The organism is Phytobacter palmae, from assembly GCF_039409775.1.
Lineage (GTDB): Bacteria > Pseudomonadota > Gammaproteobacteria > Enterobacterales > Enterobacteriaceae > Phytobacter > Phytobacter palmae.
This window is the reverse complement of the sequence record NZ_JBCIVJ010000013.1, coordinates 135,699-155,266: the sequence shown is the minus strand read 5'-3', so window position 1 is coordinate 155,266 and position 19,568 is coordinate 135,699. Positions and strand designations below refer to the sequence as shown.

The following is a 19,568-nucleotide window of genomic DNA, read 5'->3' as shown; positions in this document are numbered from 1 at the left end:
CGGCCTGCCGGAGCAGGCCAAATGTTCCCCTGTTAACGTTTGGAGCCGTAATACACTTCGTTCCAGCGCAAAGCGTCTTTAAAGGCAGGCAGGCGGGTTTCGTTATCGATAACCACAATTTCGATACCGTGTAGCTCAGCGAACTGGCGCATGTCATCAAGGTTCAGGGCGTGGCTAAAGACGGTATGGTGCGCGCCACCCGCCAGAATCCAGGCTTCGGAGGCGGTCTGTAGATCCGGCTGCGCTTTCCACAAGGCATTAGCCACCGGCAGTTTCGGCAAATCGTGCGGTGTCTTAACGGCATCAACGCAGTTCACCAGCAGGCGGAAGCGATCCCCCAGATCGATCAGGCTGGCGTTAATGGCCGGGCCGGTTTTAGTGGAGAAGATCAGGCGTGCCGGATCGGCTTTACCACCAATGCCGAGGTACTGAACATCCAGGATCGGTTTTTCATCCAGCGCGATGGACGGGCACACTTCCAGCATGTGCGAGCCGAGTGCCAGATCGTTGTTCTCTTCGAAGTGGTAGGTGTAGTCCTCCATAAAAGAGGTGCCGCCCTGCAGACCGGTCGACATCACCTTCATGATGCGAAGCAGAGCGGCGGTTTTCCAGTCGCCTTCGCCAGCGAAGCCGTAGCCCTGCTGCATCAGGCGTTGCACGGCCAGTCCTGGCAGCTGTTTCAGACCGTGTAAATCTTCAAAGGTAGTCGTAAAGGCATGGAAGCCGCCCTGTTCCAGGAAGCGTTTCATACCCAACTCAATACGTGCGGCATCAATGACATTCTGCCGTTTGTCGCCGTTCACCTGTGCGGCAGCAGTCAGGCGGTAGCTGCTTTCATACTCATCGACCAGCGCGTTAACATCGCCTTCGCTGATGCTGTTCACTACCTGCACCAGGTCACCCACACCCCAGGTGTTGACGGAGAATCCGAACTTAATTTGTGCGGCCACTTTATCGCCGTCGGTCACCGCGACTTCACGCATGTTGTCGCCGAAACGACATACTTTCAGATGACGGGTATCCTGTTTAGACACCGCCTGACGCATCCAGGCGCCAATGCGCTGGTGCGCTTTTTGGTCCTGCCAGTGGCCGGTTACCACTGCATGCTGCTGGCGCATGCGGGCACCGATAAAGCCGAACTCACGGCCGCCATGCGCGGTCTGGTTCAGGTTCATGAAGTCCATATCGATGCTGTCCCATGGCAGGGCAGCGTTAAACTGAGTGTGGAATTGCAGCAGCGGTTTGTTAAGGATAGTCAGGCCGTTAATCCACATTTTTGCCGGTGAGAAAGTATGTAGCCACACCACCATACCGGCGCATTTGTCGTCATAGTTGGCATCACGGCAGATATTCGTTATCTCATCCGGCGTGGTGCCGAGCGGCTTAAGAACCAGTTTGCAGGGTAATTTGGCTTCTGCGTTCAGCGCGTTAACCACTTGCTCGCCATGCTTCGTCACCTGACGCAGGGCTTCAGGTCCATAGAGGTGTTGGCTGCCAATCACAAACCAAACTTCATAATTATCAAAAATCGTCATTATTGTGTCCTTAGTGAGTGAGCGCTGCCTGCGTTGCTGGCGCAGTTACAGGGAGATAGTGAAGCTCGGCGCTTTTCGCCCATTGCTGGTAGCGGCGGTAGAGTTGTTCAAAGCGTTGAGCCTGCGCAGGTACAGGTTGCAGCGTGTTTTCGATCTGGCTGGCCATTTGCTGTTGTGCAGCGGGAATATCGGTATGAACGCCTGCAGCGACGGCGGCAAAAATAGCCGCGCCGAGTGCACAGCACTGATCTGAGGCGACAATTTGCAGTGGGCGATTAAGCACATCGCAGCAGGCCTGCATGATGACGCGGTTTTTACGGGCGATACCGCCCAGCGCCATGACGTTGTCCACTGCGATACCTTGCTCGGTGAAACATTCCATAATGGCGCGGGCACCAAAGGCGGTAGCGGCAATCAGCCCGCCAAAGAGCGCCGGAGCATCGGTTGCAAGATTCAGGTCAGTGATCACCCCTTTCAGGCGCTGGTTTGCGTTCGGCGTACGGCGACCGTTGAACCAGTCAAGTACCACCGGCAGGTGTTCCAGCGACGGGTTTTGCGCCCAGGCTTCTGTCAGGGCTGGCAGCAGTTGTTTCTGGCTGGCTTTAATTTGCGTCTTCATTTCCGGATGCTGTTGCGCCAGTTGTTCCAGCGGCCAGCCGAGGATGCGGCCAAACCAGGCGTAGATATCGCCAAAGGCGGATTGGCCCGCTTCCAGACCAATAAAATCGGGGACCACGCTGCCATCCACCTGACCACAGATACCTTTTACCGCACGATCGCCGACGCTGGGTTTATCGGCGATCAGGATGTCGCAGGTGGACGTACCAATGACTTTGACCAGCGTATTGGGCTGTGCGCCAGCGCCTACTGCCCCCATATGACAATCAAACGCGCCGCCTGAAATGACCACTGTTTCCGGTAAGCCAAGGCGCTGCGCCCATTCAGCCGTCAACGTGCCAACCGGAATATCTGCGGTAAAGGTGTCAGTAAATAGCGGGCACGGCAGGTGTTTATTGAGGATCGGGTCCAGTTCGTCGAAGAAACTGGCTGGTGGTAAGCCACCCCAGCTTTCATGCCACAGAGATTTATGCCCGGCGCTGCAGCGGCCGCGGCGGATATCCTGTGGACGAGTGGTTCCGGAGAGCAGGGCAGGAACCCAGTCGCACAGTTCAATCCACGATGCGGCAGCCTGGGCTACATCGTTGTCGGCGCGGGTAACGTGCAGGATTTTTGCCCAGAACCATTCGCTGGAGTAAATACCACCGATGTAGCGTGAATAGTCGATTTTACCCGTAGCGTGGCACAGGGCGGTAATCGCTTCGGCTTCCTCCACCGCGGTATGATCTTTCCACAACACAAACATCGCATTGGGATTGTCTGCAAACTCCGGACGCAGCGCCAGAACGCGCCCTTCTGCGTCGATGGGAGCAGGCGTCGAACCGGTGCTGTCCACGCCAATGCCTTTGACCTGGGCACGCTGTTCAGGCGTCAGTTCTGCCAGCACGCTTTTAAGCGCCATTTCCATCGACTCGATATAGTCCCGGGGATGGTGGCGAAATTGATTATGTGCCGCGTCGCAGTAACGTCCCTCTTGCCAGCGCGGATACCACTCCACGCTGGTGGCGATTTCTGCCCCAGAGGTACAGTCCACCGCCAGTGCGCGAACGGAGTCGCTGCCAAAATCGAGGCCAATTGTGATTGCCATCGTGTTGCTCCATGAAGAATAACCTTATGGAGAAACATAGTGATCGGCTGAAAAAAGCGTCAGGCAGGATTCGCTAATCTTATGGACGAAAATGCTATGGGAGGGCAAAGTGTGACCGTGTGCAAAAATTCCATGTGGACATTTTAATCGCCTTTATAGACACTTTGGTTGACCCTTTTTAACCCCTTTGCGTCATAAAAATGGCGTAATTGCTTTTATCTGGCGGGGTTAAAAGTGACGGTGTTTTCCTTGTGCCTGGTCAAAACGCCTGATTAATGAAAAGCGTATCAATATGGACAATTGGTTTCCTTCATGATGCCCGGAGTATCGAGTTTATGGCTGAGTCGCAAAATGATCCTCTGTTGCCTGGTTACTCGTTTAACGCCCATCTGGTGGCGGGGTTGACCCCCATTGAGTCCGAGGGCTATCTCGATTTTTTTATCGATCGTCCGCTGGGAATGAAGGGATACATTCTCAATTTCACCATCCGCGGTGAGGGAGTCATCAATAACCACGGGAAACAGTACGTTTGCCGTCCCGGCGATATGATTTTGTTTCCGCCGGGAGAAATTCACCACTATGGCCGCCACCCGGATGCCAAAGAGTGGTATCACCAGTGGGTCTACTTCCGCCCGCGTGCATACTGGCATGAGTGGCTAAACTGGCCGACCATTTTCGCGCAAACCGGTTTCTTTCGCCCGGAAGATCCCTGGCTGGCACAGTTTAGCGAGTTATTTGGGCAGATTATCGATGCCGGCCAGAGCGGGGGGCGTTACGCCGAATTGCTGGCGATAAATCTGCTCGAGCAACTGTTGTTGCGCCGTATGGATGCCATCAATGAATCTCTGCATCCTCCTCTGGATAACCGCGTGCGTGATGCCTGCCAGTACATTAGCGATCATCTGGCGGACAACCATTTTGATATCGCCAGCGTCGCGCAACATGTTTGTCTGTCGCCGTCCCGTCTCTCGCACCTGTTCCGTCAGCAATTAGGGGTGAGCGTGCTGAGCTGGCGCGAAGATCAGCGTATCAGTCAGGCAAAGCTGCTGTTGAGTACTACACGTATGCCGATCGCCAGCGTGGGGCGCAATGTCGGCTTTGAAGATCAGCTCTATTTCTCGCGTGTCTTTAAAAAATGTACCGGCGCCAGCCCCAGCGAATTTCGTGCAGGATGTGAATAGAGCGTAAAGTTAGGCAATGAGTGACCCGGCAATCTGTCATAACCGGCAAAATATTCAGATAATTGAAGCTTGACCCTCAGGGTATGCGCCTGGAGAATGCCAGCTTCATTTTTTGACCGGAAAACGTATGCAAGCATTGCTGGAACACTTTGTTACCCAATCTACGGCCTACACGCTGATTGCGATTGCGCTCGTGGCTTTCCTGGAGTCGCTGGCGCTGGTGGGGTTAATTCTTCCCGGCACGGTGATGATGGCGGCACTCGGTGCGCTGATTGGCAGCGGTGAAGTGAATTTCTGGCATGCCTGGATGGCGGGGATTGTGGGATGCCTGCTGGGGGACTGGATTTCATTCTGGCTCGGCTGGCGTTTCAAAAAGCCGTTGCACCGTTGGTCATTCATTCGCAAGAACAAAGCGCTGTTGAATAAAACTGAGCATGCGCTGCATCAGCACAGCATGTTCACCATTCTGGTGGGGCGATTTGTGGGACCGACGCGTCCGGTTGTGCCGATGGTCGCAGGCATGCTTGATTTACCGGTCACGAAATTTATCCCGCCTAACATCCTTGGTTGTCTGCTATGGCCGCCCTTTTATTTCCTGCCTGGTATTCTGGCGGGGGCGGCGATTGATATCCCGGCGGGGGAGCAGAGCGGTAATTTTAAATGGTTGCTGCTGCTTGCGGCAGTGCTGCTCTGGCTGGCGTTCTGGATGTGCTGGCGCCTGTGGCGTAGTGGTAAAGCAGGGCTGGATCGTTTAACGGTCTGGCTGCCGCGTCGTCGATTGTTCTGGCTGGCACCACTGCTAATGGTGGGGGCCGTGTTTGCGGTAACGATCCTGGTTCGCCACCCCTTAATGCCCATCTACCTGTCTATTTTACAAAAAGTGGTTACCTGATCCCAAGCAATGAAGAGACAGGCGCGTTGCCGCTGAGCAATTCGTCTGTTTTCCCGTCCCAGGCGATACGACCGTCGGCAATCACCAGCGCGCGCGACGCAATGCGGGCGGCATCTTCCACATTGTGCGACACCATCAACAGCGTTAACTTCTGGCGATGGCAGACCTCTTTCACCAGTACGAGCATCTCCTGGCGCAGGGCCGGGTCGAGTGCTGAGAAGGGTTCATCCAGCAAGAGCACAGGTTGTTCACGCACCAGGCAACGGGCCAGTGCCACGCGCTGTCGCTGGCCGCCAGAAAGCTGATCCGGCATGCGGTCAAGTAACGCATCTAGCCCCATAGTACTGGCAATGGTCTCCAGCTTTGCATTTTGCGCAGAAGAGAGTTTCAGGCCAGGGTTGAGCCCCAGACCAATATTTTGCCGCACCGTGAGATGAGTAAAGAGGTTGTTCTCCTGAAACAGCATCGACACCGGGCGCCGGGAAGGCGGCGTATTTGTGTGATCGCTATCCTCTATCATGATGACGCCGCTGGCCGGAGAGAGAAAACCGGCGATTAAATTCAGTAGCGTACTTTTTCCGGCCCCGCTGGGCCCAAGCACGGCGACTTGTTCACCCTGTTTGATCGACAGCGTAAAACGCATGGGTAAATGCTGATACAGCCAGGTTACATCAATCAGTTTTAGCATGGTGGCCCGGAAGTTTTTCAATAAGGGTGAACAGTAAAAAGCACAGTAGCAGCAAAATCAGCGCAGTAACCGCACCATCCTGCGTGCGGTAGGAGCCAATTTGCTGATAAAGCCAGAACGGCAGCGTACGGAAATCGTCATTGCCAAATAACGCTACGACGCCAAAATCACCAATCGACAGAACACAGGCAAATGCCAGCGCCTGTGCCAACGGCGCTTTAAGCGCGCGCAGTTCGATGACCTTTAACCGATTAAAACCCTCAATACCCAGCGACTGACAGAGCAGGCTGTAGCGTGCCGTCACATCACGCATGGGGTTCTCCAGCACTTTCAGGGCATAAGGAATTGCCATCAGCGCATTGGTGAAAATCACGATGCCATCGGCGGACGAGGGCAGACCGATGCTGTTATTGAGCAGCAGGAAAAAGCCGGTCGCCAGCACAATACCCGGCATCGCCAGAATCAGCATGCCGCTCATCTCCAGCGCTTGCCCGGCCAGTTGCTGCTGGCGGGCGCGTAACTCACGGCTGCTCCAGAGCAGCATCATGGTCAACGTAACACACAGCAATCCCGCCCCCAGCGCAATGCGTACTGAGGTCCAGATCGCCTGCCAAAGCGCGGGCTGGGCAAGCACATGAGAAAGTCTGAGGTTCAGGCCATCGACAATGACCGCCAGCAGGGGCGGCAACAGAAGCAGGAGCGCCAGTACGATGAGCAAGTAGTCGGTGAAACAACTGAAAAAGCGATCTTCCGGGTTGCGCCAGCCCTGAATCTGATGGCTGCCAACGGAAATGGCTTTGCTAAGGCGCTGGCTGAGCAGAACCAGACCCAGGCAACAGACCATCTGAATTAATGCCAGTAGTGCCGCGCGGCCAGGATCGAAGTCGTAACTCAATGCCTGATAAATTGCCAGTTCAATTGTCGTCGCTTGCGGGCCACCGCCCAACGACAGCACAGTGGCAAAGCTTGCAAAGCAGAGCATGAAAATAAGGGCCGCGACTGGCGGGATCTGGCGGCGTAGCCATGGCCACTCGACATAGCGGAAGAAAGACCAGCCGCGCATACCTAGCTGAGCGGCCAGCTGTCGCTGCTCGCCGGGGATCTGCTCCAGTGTCTGTAGCAACAGACGGGCGGCCATCGGCAGGTTAAAAAAGACGTGTGCCAGTAGAATGCCGGACAATCCATACGGTGAAAATGTCCAGTCCAGACCTGCCGCGCGAAATGCGGATGCAAGCCAGCCCTGGCGGCCATAAACACTCAGAATTCCAAATACCCCAACCAGTACCGGGAGGATCAGGGTCATCGCGCACAGGCGCAGCAGGGCAAGACGACCGGGGAAGCGTCGCCGATAGAGTGCGCGGGCAAGAAAAATGGCCGGTGCGACAGAAAGTAGCGCCGACAAAAAGGCCTGCCAGAAAGAGAAACGCACCACATGCCACAGATAGCTATCATCAAGGAACACCGCCAGATGGGCCGTAGGAGCGTTGTTCCAGAGTGCGAGAAACGCGGAGAGGGCCACCACCACCATCAGTGTGGCGGCGGCCATTCCGGGAATCAGCCAGCCGAAGGTTAGCGGCTGACGGCGCGTTGCCATGCGTTAATCCATTCGCCGCGCTGGGTCGCGACGTCTTGCGGGGAATATTCCAGCGAGGTCTGTGGTTTCACCAGGGTGTCGAATCCGGCAGGCAGCGAGACATTGCTGATCGGATACATCCAGTTGCCGGTCGGGATGGTATTCTGGAATGCCGGAGAGACCATGAATTTCAGGAACTTCTCTGCCAGTTCCGGCTGCTTGCTGGCGGCGGTTCGGGCAGCAACTTCAACCTGCAGGTAGTGGCCTTCGCTAAAGGCGGCGGCTGCGTAGTTATCTTTCTTCTCTTCAATAATGTGATAGGCCGGAGAAGTGGTATAGCTCAACACCAGGTCGCCTTCCCCTTTCAGGAACAGACCGTATGCTTCGCTCCAGCCTTTGGTGACGGTCACGGTTTTGGCTGCCAGTTTTTGCCAGGCTTCCGGAGCTTTATCGCCGTAGACTTTCTGCATCCACAGCAGCAGGCCTAGACCTGGCGTGCTGGTACGCGGATCTTCATAAATTACGCGCCATTTCTGATCGCTTTCCACCAGTTCTTTCAGGCTCTTCGGCGGGTTTTTCAGTTTATTTTTGTCATACACGAACGCGAACCAGCCGTAATCGAAGGGAACGAAGGTATCGTTTTTCCAGCCGCCGGGCACGGTAACGGCATCGGCTGAAATTCCGCTTTTAGCGAACAGTTTGGTCTGCGTGGCGGCTTCAAGCAGGTTGTTATCCAGCCCCAGCACGACGTCCGCTTTGCTGTTTTTACCTTCCATACGCAGGCGGTTAAGCAGTGATACGCCATCTTCCAGCGCGACAAATTTCAACTCACAGTTGCAGTCGGTTTCGAAGGCTTTTTTTACCGCTGGTCCCGGCCCCCATTCCGCAGAGAAGGAGTCGTAGGTGTAAACGGTCAGGGTCGGTTTCGCGAAAGCGGGAGCTGCGGCAAGCAGCAGGAATGGCAGAACTTTTTTAAGCACTTTGCACCTCAAAAATGGGTGGCAAAGAGGATTTTAAGCGATAGCCTCAAATCCCTTCGCCGGCGTTATCCGGATCAGGTTCGACGGGTATTTTCTCAGCACACGCTTTTGGCGCAGCACCCCGTTGAGCACCGCGCCATTGTAATGATTTTGTAAGTTTTCTCAAAGCGCCCCTTCATCATTCAGCAGGAAGAGCCAGAAACTCTATGATTACGGGTCGGGCGGGGCGAACCATGCGGATTTGAAGTCAAACCAGCCAAGGGTGTTCATCCGCAGGCCGCGCATACTGCGCTGACCCTGAATCCGCAGCCAGTGGTGAATCAGCGGAACCATGGTTTTGCTTGCCAGTAACTGCTGACACCAGACGGCCAGATTCATATCTCCGGCGCGCCAGCGCTCAGCATCGGCCTGCCAGTCCAGCGGAACGCAGTGTTGAATCAGCGGAACTTCATACAAATGCGTGAAGAGGGAGAAATCGAGTGGCAGCGTGAAGTTGGCACTATTGAGCCAGATATCGCTGATGATATCGCCGCGGTGCCACTCTTCGTAATCCACCTCTTGTATCTCCAGTCGCACGTCATGTTGCGCCAGTAGCTTGCTCATGGTGTTGGCAATGGCTTTGTGCTCGTTATGATCGCGGTAGAAGGTCAGAGTGAGCGATTCCAGCCCCGCTGGTTTTTCACCACTCCCGGGGCGCGCATGGTGCCAGCGTGGCAGAAGGCCGTACGCCGGAAACCAGTACTGCTGATAATGTTCTTCTGCATGGTAGAGCAGCCGGGTGGGTGAGAGAACCTGGCTTACCCAGTCGCGAACGGCCTGGTTTGCTCCCCGATGCGAGCGGGCGTCGAAGAGTAAATAATAGCAGCCCTCTTCAAGGCGGCTTTCGACTGCTTTTTCGCCGTCGGTTGGCCCGTCGATGGTCAGGCCACCGTTAGGTTCATCACCAATTTCTGGCAGCACCCAGACGTTAACTTCATCAATAAGCGCGCGATAACCGAAGTAATCATCAAATGCATGGATTTTCAGCTGGTTATTGTTATTGCGGGTGACCGCATAAGGCCCGGTGCCGACAGGATGGCTGGAGAAATTAGCCATTGAGCTCCACTCCTGCGGCAGGATCATCGCGGGCACATGCCCCATTAGCCAGGGCAGCCAGTTGTCCGGCTGCGACAGATGAATATCCAGCGTCCAGGGCGTCGGTGAGACAACCTGAGTGATATGCGAATAGAGCGGCAGCGTACAGACGCGATCGAGAGAAGCAATGACATCGCGCATTTCGAGTTCACGGCCATGGTGAAAATGGATGCCGGGACGTAAATAAAAACGCCAGTGAAGCGGCGTGATCGCTTTCCAGTGATGCGCGATATCGGCTTCGAGTTCCCCATTTTCCTCATTTATGCGTGTCAGTGCGCTAAAAATCTGCCGGGCCATGTGGGTTTCAGATCGTCGCAGTGCAGTACCTGGCAGCAGATTACGCAGCGGACGGTAGTACAAAACCCGCAGAATATGCCGCCCCTGGCGGAAGCTGCGGCCTAAATGCGAGATCAGCATCTGGCGGACTGCGCTCTTATCACCCACCAGTTGAACCAGTTGCTCGATACGATCCTGTTCCAGCAAGTCCTCTGCGCGCTGTTGTTGTAAGGCGAGGCCTGTATAGAGAAAAGTCAGGCGCGAACGCTTGCCACGACCGGCTTCCGCCTCCCAGGTCAGCCAGCCGCGCTCTTGCATGGTATTGAGCAGAGTGCGCATATGGCGACGGGAACAGCTCAGCAGATCGGCCAACTCATTGAGCGTTGTCTCCTGAGATTTCCCGTCGCAACATTGCCACAAACGAATGAATTGTTGCTGCAGGCGACCTGACGACATAAAAGGGGAACTCCTGATGAAAAGTCAGCAATTTATTTATCCCTATATTAAGCCAATAATCTTCCGTGATGAAGCGAGGAGGTGGCTATGAAGAGATCGTCTACACCGCAATTTTACTTAGCGTATTTTCGCGCGACGCAGGATACGTCCCGCTTCTTTCGTCTGAGTACGAAACAGCGGCTGAAAATGCTTGAAGAATTAATGCAGTGGGAAGTGACAGTCCCGGTCTCTGAACCCTGAAACGCGTCCATCATGTGTGACTGAGTATTGGTGCTAATCACCACGCCAGCAGTTATTATCTGCTGGCTTTTTTCGTTTCTTTCGCATGCAAGGGATCTTTATGCTCTGGTTAGTCACGATGGGACGTCGCCTTAACGGTGTCTTCGTCGCTTTTATGGTCGTCGCGTTTATGATCGGTGTTGCCGGTGCTTTGCAGGCCCCAACGCTGAGCCTGTTTCTGAGTCGCGAGGTGGGGGCGCAACCGTTTTGGGTTGGACTGTTTTATACCGTTAACGCCATTGCCGGGATCCTGGTCAGCCTTGGGCTGGCAAAGCGCTCTGACCAGCAGGGCGATCGCAAAAAACTGATTATGTTTTGCTGTCTGATGGCGGTGGGTAACGCCCTTCTGTTTGCTTTCAATCGCCATTATCTGACCTTGATCACCTGTGGCGTGATGCTGGCGTCGCTGGCAAGTACTGCTATGCCGCAACTCTTCGCGCTGGCACGGGAATACGCGGACAGCTCGGCGCGTGAAGTGGTGATGTTCAGCTCCATCATGCGTGCGCAAATTTCAGTGGCATGGGTTGTTGGCCCGCCAATGGCCTTTATGCTGGCGCTCAACTACGGCTTTACCGCTATGTACTCGATTGCCGCCGGTATCTTCGTTATCAGTCTGGTGCTGGTGGCTTTGTGGTTGCCCTCTGTGAAGCGGATTGAGCAGCCTGCGGATATTGCCGTCACAGAGGTCAGCGGCTGGAGCAATAAAAATGTGCGTATGTTGTTTATCGCCTCGACGATGATGTGGACCTGCAACACGATGTACATCATTGATATGCCGCTGTGGATAAGCAGCGAGCTTGCTCTACCGGACAGTCTGGCCGGGGTGTTAATGGGAACGGCCGCAGGGCTGGAGATTCCGGCGATGATCCTCGCGGGTTACTATGTTAAGCGCTTTGGTAAACGCAAGATGATGGTCAGCGCGGTGGCGGCGGGTGTGCTCTTTTATGTGGGGCTTATCCTGTTCCACAGCCGTGAAGCGTTGCTTGGTTTGCAGATCTTCAACGCTATTTTTATTGGAATTATTGCCGGTATAGGCATGTTATGGTTCCAGGATCTCATGCCAGGCCGCGCTGGGTCCGCGACGACGCTGTTCACCAACAGTATCTCTACGGGAGTGATCCTCGCCGGGGTTATACAGGGCGCACTGGCGCAAAGCTTCGGCCATGCGAAGGTTTACTGGGTGATTGCGATGCTCTCGCTGATAACGCTCTTTTTGACCAGCCGGGTCAAGGACGTCTGATGTGAAAAGCCGCTCCCGGTAGGCTGTTGCCGGGAGCAGAGGGTTATTTCAATTCAATGCGTTTGATATCGCCAATGATGAAAATATAAGCGACAACGCCAATCAGTGCCGTCAGGCCAATATAGATAAGTGCATAGAAAAAATTCCCGGTACCGGAGATAATAAAGCCAATAATCAGCGGCGTAATAATAGACGCCATGTTTGCGCAAAAATTAAAAATCCCACCCGTCAGTCCCGCCATGTTTTTTGGAGCAATGTCGGAAATTAACGTCCAGCCTAGACCAACCATCCCCTGGCCGAAAAAGGCAACGGACATAATCACAATCACCAGCGTATTATTCGATACCCAATTCGCTGAGATAATAAAACTGGAGAGCAGCAGACCGGAGATGATCGGTAGCTTTCTGCTGACATTTACAGATGCAGTCTTTTTTAATAACTTATCTGAAATCCATCCGCCAAAAATGATGCCCACCGCCGCCGAGAGAAACGGCCAGGTCGCAAAAAAACCGACGTGCAGCCACGGGAGATGCCGCTCGTGTGCGAGGTAGGTGGGAAACCATGTCAGAAAGAACACCAGCGTGGTGTTACCTGCAAATTGCCCTAAGCTAGCGCCAATGACCTGCCGACAGCACAGCAGTTTTTTTGCATCCGGCCAGTTAAAGGGGATGTTTTCACTGTTTTTATCTTTATTTCCAACGCCAATGTATTCCAGCTCTTCTTTGTTTGCTGTTGTTGATTCATGGGGCTCTTTATAAAATTTCCACCATACAAACGTAAAGGCAATACCAAGTGCGCCGGTGATAAAAAATAATGTTCTCCAGCCATGGTGTTCAAGTATTAAAAATAAAATGGGGGAGAAAGCAGCCAGGCCAATATATTCTCCGACGGTATAGGTCGCTGTTGCCCGGGCGCGTTCATGTTGTGGAAACCATGTTCCTACGACGCGGCTGTTAACCGGGAAACAAGGCGCTTCACTGATCCCCAGGCCTAAACGGAATAGCAACAGAGATTTTAATCCTACCGAAAAACTTTGCAGTAAGGTAAAAGTTGACCAGAAAAAAATAGAAAGGGCGTAGGTTATTTTGTTTCCGAAGCGATCTAAGAACATTCCTCCGGGAATTTGTGCCAGTGCGTAGGTCCAGGCAAAGGCGGAGAAGACGATACCCATCATGGCGGGATCGATATGGATCTCATTGCTTAATGCCGGAGCGACAATACCCAGGATGGTACGATCCAGATAATTGATCATCGTACCAACAGACAATAACAATAAAATTACAATTCGCGCTTTGGTTCGTTTCTGTTGGCCTGCTAATGGCACAGCATTCTCCTGGCTGATACTTGTCCTCATGTTAGTTTCCTTTAATATTTAAAATATTTTTGCATATTACTCAATATGCAGAAATACTTTAGCTTTCCTCTCTTTATTTTCACGCTATAAACTAACAGTTAACATATTATTCACCACATCATATGAATATTTGATATTGCCCAGGAAATGATGTTTTACCTCCTGAGGGTTATCTCTGTTGTGCTATATTTAACACAATGCATTTAATTTTATATTATACGGTCAAAAATAATGAACCTAAAGCAACTTTATTATTTTAAGCGTTTATCAGAAACGGAGCATTACACTGAAGCGGCCTCCAGCCTCTTCATCACTCAACCCTCCTTAAGTCACGCCATCTCTGAGCTGGAGAAGGAGCTTGGCGTATCCTTGTTTGCCAGAAAAGGTCGAAATGTTGAAATTACGCAAAATGGAAAACGCTTTCTTCCCTATGTCGAAGATGCACTGACATCGCTGGAAAATGGTCGCATGACTTTACAAAAAAGCGGTCTGGAAAATAAGGAGAATATTCGCATTGCCTTTATATACACAATGGGTGAATATGTTGTTCCACAGTTAATTCACAAATATTCCACTCTTCCTTCCCGACACAATGTGACCTTCTCCTTTACTCAAGGAACCTCACTGACTTTATTGCAGGAACTTAAAGCGGGCAAAAGCGATTTAACGATTTGCTCATATATCCCTGATGAACCAGATATCGATTTTATTCCTATTATTCAGCAGGAGTTGGTGGTCGTTACCGCGAAAGATCATCCACTGGCACGCTTGTATCAGAATGAAGTGGATCTTGTGGAGACGATTCACTACCCATATATCTACTTTTCAGAGAACAGCGGCTTACGGCCGTTTATCGATAATGTCTTTATGCAGCAAAAACTGGTGCCTGATATTGCCTGTTATGTTGATGAGGATACGGCGATGGCGGGGCTGGTCAGTATTGATTACGGTATTGCAATCATGCCAAGAATTTCTGCACTCTCGTATTACAACGTCCATATTCTGGCGATTAAAAATAAGATCCCGCCGCGTTATATTTACCTGGCGACCATGAAAGATCGCGTACTTTCACCAGCTATTCAGTCATTCAGAAACTTCATCATTGATGACAGCCAGAAAAAGCGCTAACAAAAAGCCCGGAGAAAGGCTCCGGGCTTTCTTTTTTAATACAGAATATCCATCAGTTCGCGCAGCTCTTTGATGGCAATCTGTCCTGGTGCCGAGGCCTGACCTACGGTACCGAACGTCATCGCTGAACCAAACAGGCGACCCGTCACACGACTGATACCGCCCATTTTTGCCATCGACATGGTAATAATGGGGCGTGTCGCGTATTTCTCTTTCATGGTCAACGTGGCAGAGAGCAGCGTTAGTACATCCTGTGGCGTTTGCGGCATTACCGCAATTTTCGGCAGGTCTGCGCCCAAATCCTGCATGCGGCGAAGACGGTAGATGATATCTTCCTGTGCAGGTGTTTTATGGAAATCATGATTACTCATGATAACTTTAACACCGGCGCCATGTGCCGCATCAATCACCGCACGAATCTTCGCTTCATCATTAAACAGCTCAATATCAATCAGATCGACCAGACCACTACTGGCTGCCTGATGATTAAGCTCGAAATAGGCTTCATCGCTGATTTCTGTTTCGCCGCCTTCTTTTTTACTGCGGAAGGTGAACAGTAGCGGAATGTCGGTCAGAATCTGACGAAGATCGCTAAGCGCCTGGTGCACATGCTGTGGTTCGCGAACTTGCGTAAAGTGGTCGATACGCCATTCGATAAGATCGGCACCAGCTGTGGCCAGCGTCCGGGCATTTGCTTTCAGTTCGTCGAGCGTTTTGCCGATCAGCGGCACACAGATAAGTGTGGTCCCTTCCTGAAAGGTGATGTTTTTAACCGTTACTGCTTTAGTCATTTTGGTATCCATAATTTTCTCGCCGAACCGTCAGGCTGTGGCGGTTGCGCGTACCGTTTTTTGGGCGGCGCGAGCCTGAAACTGACGATAACCGATGTAAAGCGCAATCACAAAGCCGATTATGGCGATAATCAAATCAAACCACATAATGCTGGCGATGCTGATTTTGGACAGTTTCGCCGTAATCAACGGGATAGTGAAGCTGGCAATACTGCCGGCGGTGTAGAAGATCCCGGTGGCTTTACCTTTCCCGTTCGGGAAGCTCATCGCCATGATGGTTGCGCCCAGTTGCAATACTCCACCAGCTGCTGAGAAACCGATCACGAAAGCGAAACCGGTCACAATCATCGGTGGGGGAACATACAAACAATTAGCAATGAAATCATCGAGATGCCTGTGTAGAGAATCATCGCAACGGCAGAGTTAATGACATTTTTCACAAAGGTAGCGGTGACAAATACACAGGTCAGCGAGCCCGCCGTATAGATACTCAGTAACTTGATGGCAGATTCGTAGGGAATACCCGCAACGAACTGGCCGTACTGCGCAAGCCACTGGCTGACCAGGTAAAACGTCGCCATACCAATATAGCCGTACAGCGTGAATACCAGCATATCCATCGTACCGGCATCAGACTGCTGCGTTGTCGCTGCGCCAGGTTTCTCAGTGGTCTCTTTTTTCGCCCGGTTGTCAGGGAAGGGCATTTTGATCAAATAGAGGGCGCTTAGAACCATTAATGCAGCCGCAATGATAAATGACCAGCCAAACCACAGATTCGCCCAAATCAACAGGCTAATAATAAAGGGCAGCAGGAATTGCCCGGCCGAGACAAACGCTTTGATTAACACGTTCGCACGGCTCGCTGAGTCCGGAAAAGATTCCATTAACGCCGGATAGGTTCCGGAGTCGAGGAAACTGTTCGCCAGACCGGCCAGAATGCCAAAGAAATAGGCAGCGTAGATATTTTTGGTCAACAAAATACCGAGGAAAAACATTAAATAACTCAGTATGCCCAGGTAGATAAAGGGCTTGCGACCGTAGCGATCGGATAAGAAACCCGTCACGATGGTGGCGAGTTTACCGATACCTAAAGATGAAATAACAATCGAAACGCCAGCTCTGTCTGTTCCCCACTGTTCCTGTAAATTCGCCATGTTGAGGGTAATTAACAATACCCCCATACCATGGATCAGGTAGTTGAGATACAGCCCAGCCGCAGTTGGGATATATCTATTTTTCATCATGCCTACCCTTAGAAAAGGACGTTTTTGACGTAATCGACCGGCATCTCTTTACCTGTCCAGATTTCAAAGGCTTTCGCCCCTTGCCAGAGCATCATTCCCAGGCCGTTCAGCGTGCGGCAGCCTTTCTTCTCTGCAACTTGCAACAGGTGGGTTTTGCGCGGGTTGTAAATCACATCAGAGACGATCAAATCAGGGCGCAGGAAACTGTCGTTCGGCAGCAGCATCTGCCCTTCAAACGGTTTCATGCCAACACCGGTGGCATTCGTGAGGATCATGCTGCTGTCGATTTCCTGACGCAGTTTGTCGTGATCGGCAAGATCGTAGAGGTGAATTTCACAGTTGGTGTTATTGCGGATTTTGGCGACAGTTTGCTCTGCATTGGCGAAAAATTTGTCTTTCTGGTTGAAAATGGAGATCTCTTTGACGCCATCCAGTGCTGCCTGAACGCAGAGCGCCGTTGCCGCGCCACCCGCCCCCAGGACTGTCATTTTCTTGCCAATGATATTGATACCTTCTTCGGCCAGTGCGCGCATATAACCGGTACCGTCGGTAATATGACCAGTTAATACACCATTGTCATTGACCACAGTATTCACTGCGCCAACCAGCTCTGCCGCCGGAGAGAGTTTATCCAGGTACTGGCAAATGGCGGTTTTGTTCGGCATGGAGACATTAAACCCGCGCAGTTTGAGTGCCCGAAAACCCTGTACAACATCTTTGAGCTCCTGATTGTCTACTTCAAATGCCAGATAGACATAATCCAGGCCCAGATGCGCAAAGGCTTCATTATGCATTGTCGGGGACATGCTATGACGAATCGGCGTTGCAATCAGTCCAATCAGCTCAGTATGACCCGTAATACGTTCAGCCATGATAAAGTCCTTAATATGTTAGAAGTGGAATTTTTGTGGATTCGCGGTTGCCCAGAGCACCCATATCTTCGAGGGTGTCCAGCACGTTGCGCCCCTCGCGCACCCCATCAATGATTCGCCGGGCCATCAGGCTGTCGCCGATGTTCATTATTTTGACGTTATTGGTTCTGGCCCATTGTTCAAGCTCATTGAGACCGCTGGTGTTGGCGCGCATTCCCAGACAGACAAAGCCGTAGTCAAAAGGAATGTCGCAAGCGTGGTCAGCTTTCTTGACGCTAAAGTGGGTGGGATGGACGGCGACGAGCTGTGTTTGCATATGCTGTTCCACGTGATGTTCATCCAGCATGGTCAACATGGCATTTTTGGTAATAATATCCAGATCGCGTCCCGGGCCATCCTGCATCTCAATCAGCACGGTACTTGCACCGCGCGCAGAGAAATATTCGATAACATCGAGGCCAACAGCCCCGCCGCCGACAACGGCAATGCGTTTGCCTTCTACATCCGCAAATTGGTCCAGGTGGTGAATCATGCCCACGATAGAAAAGACGTTGCCACCTTCGATATCGATGCACTCTTTCAGGCCGCTAATTGGCGGTAGCAGCGGTATGGAGCCCGTGGCGTTGACAATCAGGTTTGGCCGCAGCCCGGCAATGCGCTCAACATTGGCCTCTTGGCCAACCATTAGCATTAAATTGTCTAAACCGGCCATCCGGTTTTTCATAAATTGTGGGAAGTCGGCGATACGTTTCTTCTCCGGCAGGCGCGAGATTTCAGAGGCGAGCCCGCCGAGGCTATTTTTCTTCTCCAGTAACCAGGTATGGCAACCAACTTCTGCGGCGGTGCATGCGGCTTCCATTCCTGCGGTTCCTGCACCGATGACCACGACACGGGTGTCGCGATTTACCCTGCGCAGCTTATAAGCGTCGCCATGAATGATGTCCGGATTGATGGAGCAGCGCAGCGGACGAGAGCGGGCGATACGGTGATCGGCACAGCCAATATTGCAGGAGATGCATTTACGCATCAGGCGTTCATTGCCGCTCTGGACCTTTTGCACCCATTCCGGTTCGGCAATCAGGCCCCGGCCAATAGCAATCAGATCTGCATCGCCCGTTGCGATAATATCTTCGGCGACTTTCGGCGAGCGAATATTGCCGGCGATGACAGTAGGCTTATTAAACTTGTCGCGTATGGCGCGGGAGAGATAACGTTTCCAGCCATCTTCCAGTGACATCTGATCAATCTGCAGATTCAGGTTATCGTTTTGCGCGGCGGAAACATTGAGGATGTCGACCTGATCCTGGCAAAGTGCCAGCATACGCAGCGTATCTTCCAGCGTGTTACCACCCTTAAGGAAATCATCGGCACTGAAACGCAAGCTGATTGGGAAACGTGGGCCGACGCAGGCACGCACTTTATCAACCACTAACGTTAATATTCTGGCGCGATTTTCAGGGGAACCGCCAAATTCATCAGTGCGTTTATTAAACAGTGGTGATAAGAACTGACTTATTAAATAAGAGTGGCCTGCGTGAATTTCCACGCAATCAAATCCCGCACGTTTAACACGCTCTGCCGCTTCACCAAATTTATTAACTGCATGATATATTTCATCATGTGTCATGGCGCGAGGAATATTACCGTTCTTTTTTGACGGTATATTCGAAGAGGAGAGCGGCTGTTCACCGTTAAGGCGATAAGCATAAGCAGAAGCGCCCGCATGATTGAGCTGTATAGAGACACAGGCACCGTGTTTATGCAGCGTCTCGGTTAATTTGAAAAGGCCGGGAATATACTGATCGTTATCGATACGCAGCTGCGTTGTGCCATTAGAGGCGAACGGAAAATCGATACAAATATTCTCAATCGTAATTAAGCCAGTGCCCCCTTTTGCCCGCAGTTCGTAGTACTCCAGCTGTTCCTGAGAGACTTCACCGTTCAGGCTCGCCAGGTTGGTGCCCATGGGTGGCATGATGATCCGGTTTTTTATCGTCATCCCATTAATGATTAGCGGGGTGAAAAGGTGTTGGTAGTGGCTCATTTGCTCTCTCCACGGGAAATCCAGGAGGCCGACATACGGAGGTCCTGATATATCCAAAGTTAAAATGTTTCTGTAGGAAAGATAACGAGGGGAGCAGGGGAAAAATAATGCTTTTTTTTGCATGAAACCATAGTGTCTTTCTATGCAATTAACCGTTTTTTCACATGCATGTATTCTTATTTTAAATACTTGAACT

15 protein-coding genes, 1 pseudogene and 1 riboswitch are annotated in these 19,568 nt (G+C 52.1%); of the genes and pseudogenes, 5 read left to right on the top strand and 11 right to left on the bottom strand.

What is annotated here, in order from left to right:
• Window positions 1–32: 32 nt before the first annotated feature.
• Together araA and araB are read right to left on the bottom strand one after the other, a co-directional pair.
• Window positions 33–1,535, bottom strand: a complete 1,503-nt coding sequence (gene araA / locus AAIG39_RS16660; RefSeq protein WP_343194294.1) for an L-arabinose isomerase — start codon at window positions 1,533–1,535, stop codon at window positions 33–35.
• A gap of 10 nt (window positions 1,536–1,545) precedes the next feature.
• The gene (araB, locus tag AAIG39_RS16655) at window positions 1,546–3,240 is read right to left on the bottom strand and encodes a ribulokinase (RefSeq protein WP_090081568.1); all 1,695 of its coding nucleotides are present in this window, start codon (window positions 3,238–3,240) and stop codon (window positions 1,546–1,548) included.
• 335 nt (window positions 3,241–3,575) lie between these two features.
• Here araB and araC point away from each other — a divergent pair, with 335 nt between their 5' ends.
• Window positions 3,576–4,421, top strand: coding sequence for an arabinose operon transcriptional regulator AraC (araC, locus tag AAIG39_RS16650; RefSeq protein WP_090081571.1), 846 nt, complete (start codon window positions 3,576–3,578; stop codon window positions 4,419–4,421).
• 127 nt (window positions 4,422–4,548) lie between these two features.
• A complete protein-coding gene (locus AAIG39_RS16645; protein ID WP_343194293.1) occupies window positions 4,549–5,313 on the top strand; it encodes a DedA family protein in 765 nt (254 codons plus the stop codon).
• Here the strand turns inward: AAIG39_RS16645 and thiQ are convergent.
• The 4 genes from thiQ to sgrR form a co-directional block, all read right to left on the bottom strand.
• Window positions 5,306–6,001 (bottom strand): thiamine ABC transporter ATP-binding protein ThiQ, encoded by a 696-nt coding sequence (gene thiQ, locus AAIG39_RS16640; protein ID WP_090081576.1) that lies wholly within the window; start codon window positions 5,999–6,001, stop codon window positions 5,306–5,308. The two genes, AAIG39_RS16645 and thiQ, sit on opposite strands and share 8 nt — an antisense overlap.
• Window positions 5,985–7,595 (bottom strand): thiamine/thiamine pyrophosphate ABC transporter permease ThiP, encoded by a 1,611-nt coding sequence (thiP, locus tag AAIG39_RS16635; RefSeq protein ID WP_343194292.1) that lies wholly within the window; start codon window positions 7,593–7,595, stop codon window positions 5,985–5,987. The genes thiQ and thiP overlap by 17 nt, the downstream gene beginning before the upstream one ends.
• Entirely contained in the window at window positions 7,571–8,554 is a 984-nt protein-coding gene (thiB, locus tag AAIG39_RS16630) for a thiamine ABC transporter substrate binding subunit (RefSeq protein WP_249569313.1), read from the bottom strand. The genes thiP and thiB overlap by 25 nt, the downstream gene beginning before the upstream one ends.
• 33 nt (window positions 8,555–8,587) lie before the next feature.
• A riboswitch (TPP riboswitch) is annotated at window positions 8,588–8,688 on the bottom strand.
• 76 nt (window positions 8,689–8,764) lie between these two features.
• Window positions 8,765–10,420 (bottom strand): HTH-type transcriptional regulator SgrR, encoded by a 1,656-nt coding sequence (gene sgrR / locus AAIG39_RS16625; protein ID WP_090081584.1) that lies wholly within the window; start codon window positions 10,418–10,420, stop codon window positions 8,765–8,767.
• Between the two features lie 87 nt (window positions 10,421–10,507).
• Between sgrR and sgrT the strand changes: the two genes are divergently transcribed.
• Window positions 10,508–10,660, top strand: coding sequence for a glucose uptake inhibitor SgrT (sgrT, locus tag AAIG39_RS16620; protein ID WP_090081586.1), 153 nt, complete (start codon window positions 10,508–10,510; stop codon window positions 10,658–10,660).
• Window positions 10,661–10,760: 100 nt separating this feature from the next.
• The gene (locus AAIG39_RS16615; RefSeq protein ID WP_090081587.1) at window positions 10,761–11,939 is read left to right on the top strand and encodes a sugar efflux transporter; all 1,179 of its coding nucleotides are present in this window, start codon (window positions 10,761–10,763) and stop codon (window positions 11,937–11,939) included.
• 43 nt (window positions 11,940–11,982) lie between these two features.
• Here the strand turns inward: AAIG39_RS16615 and AAIG39_RS16610 are convergent, their stop codons facing one another.
• Entirely contained in the window at window positions 11,983–13,293 is a 1,311-nt protein-coding gene (locus AAIG39_RS16610; RefSeq protein ID WP_090081589.1) for an MFS transporter, read from the bottom strand.
• A gap of 231 nt (window positions 13,294–13,524) precedes the next feature.
• On the opposite strand from AAIG39_RS16610, the gene AAIG39_RS16605 reads away from it, so the two are divergent.
• Complete coding sequence (locus tag AAIG39_RS16605) at window positions 13,525–14,421, top strand: LysR family transcriptional regulator (RefSeq protein WP_090081591.1); 897 nt, start codon at window positions 13,525–13,527, stop codon at window positions 14,419–14,421.
• A gap of 35 nt (window positions 14,422–14,456) precedes the next feature.
• On the opposite strand, the gene aroD is transcribed toward AAIG39_RS16605, so the two are convergent.
• The 4 genes and pseudogenes from aroD to AAIG39_RS16585 form a co-directional block, all read right to left on the bottom strand.
• Entirely contained in the window at window positions 14,457–15,212 is a 756-nt protein-coding gene (gene aroD, locus AAIG39_RS16600; RefSeq protein WP_090081593.1) for a type I 3-dehydroquinate dehydratase, read from the bottom strand.
• A gap of 30 nt (window positions 15,213–15,242) precedes the next feature.
• Window positions 15,243–16,453: pseudogene (locus AAIG39_RS16595) on the bottom strand (MFS transporter).
• Between the two features lie 11 nt (window positions 16,454–16,464).
• On the bottom strand, window positions 16,465–17,328 hold the full coding sequence (locus AAIG39_RS16590) for a shikimate dehydrogenase (protein ID WP_249569310.1): 864 nt from the start codon (window positions 17,326–17,328) through the stop codon (window positions 16,465–16,467).
• A 10-nt stretch (window positions 17,329–17,338) separates the two neighbouring features.
• Window positions 17,339–19,372 carry an oxidoreductase gene (locus tag AAIG39_RS16585; RefSeq protein WP_343194291.1) on the bottom strand — a complete coding sequence of 678 codons (2,034 nt, stop codon included), beginning with the start codon at window positions 19,370–19,372 and terminating at the stop codon, window positions 17,339–17,341.
• Window positions 19,373–19,568 lie beyond the last annotated feature (196 nt).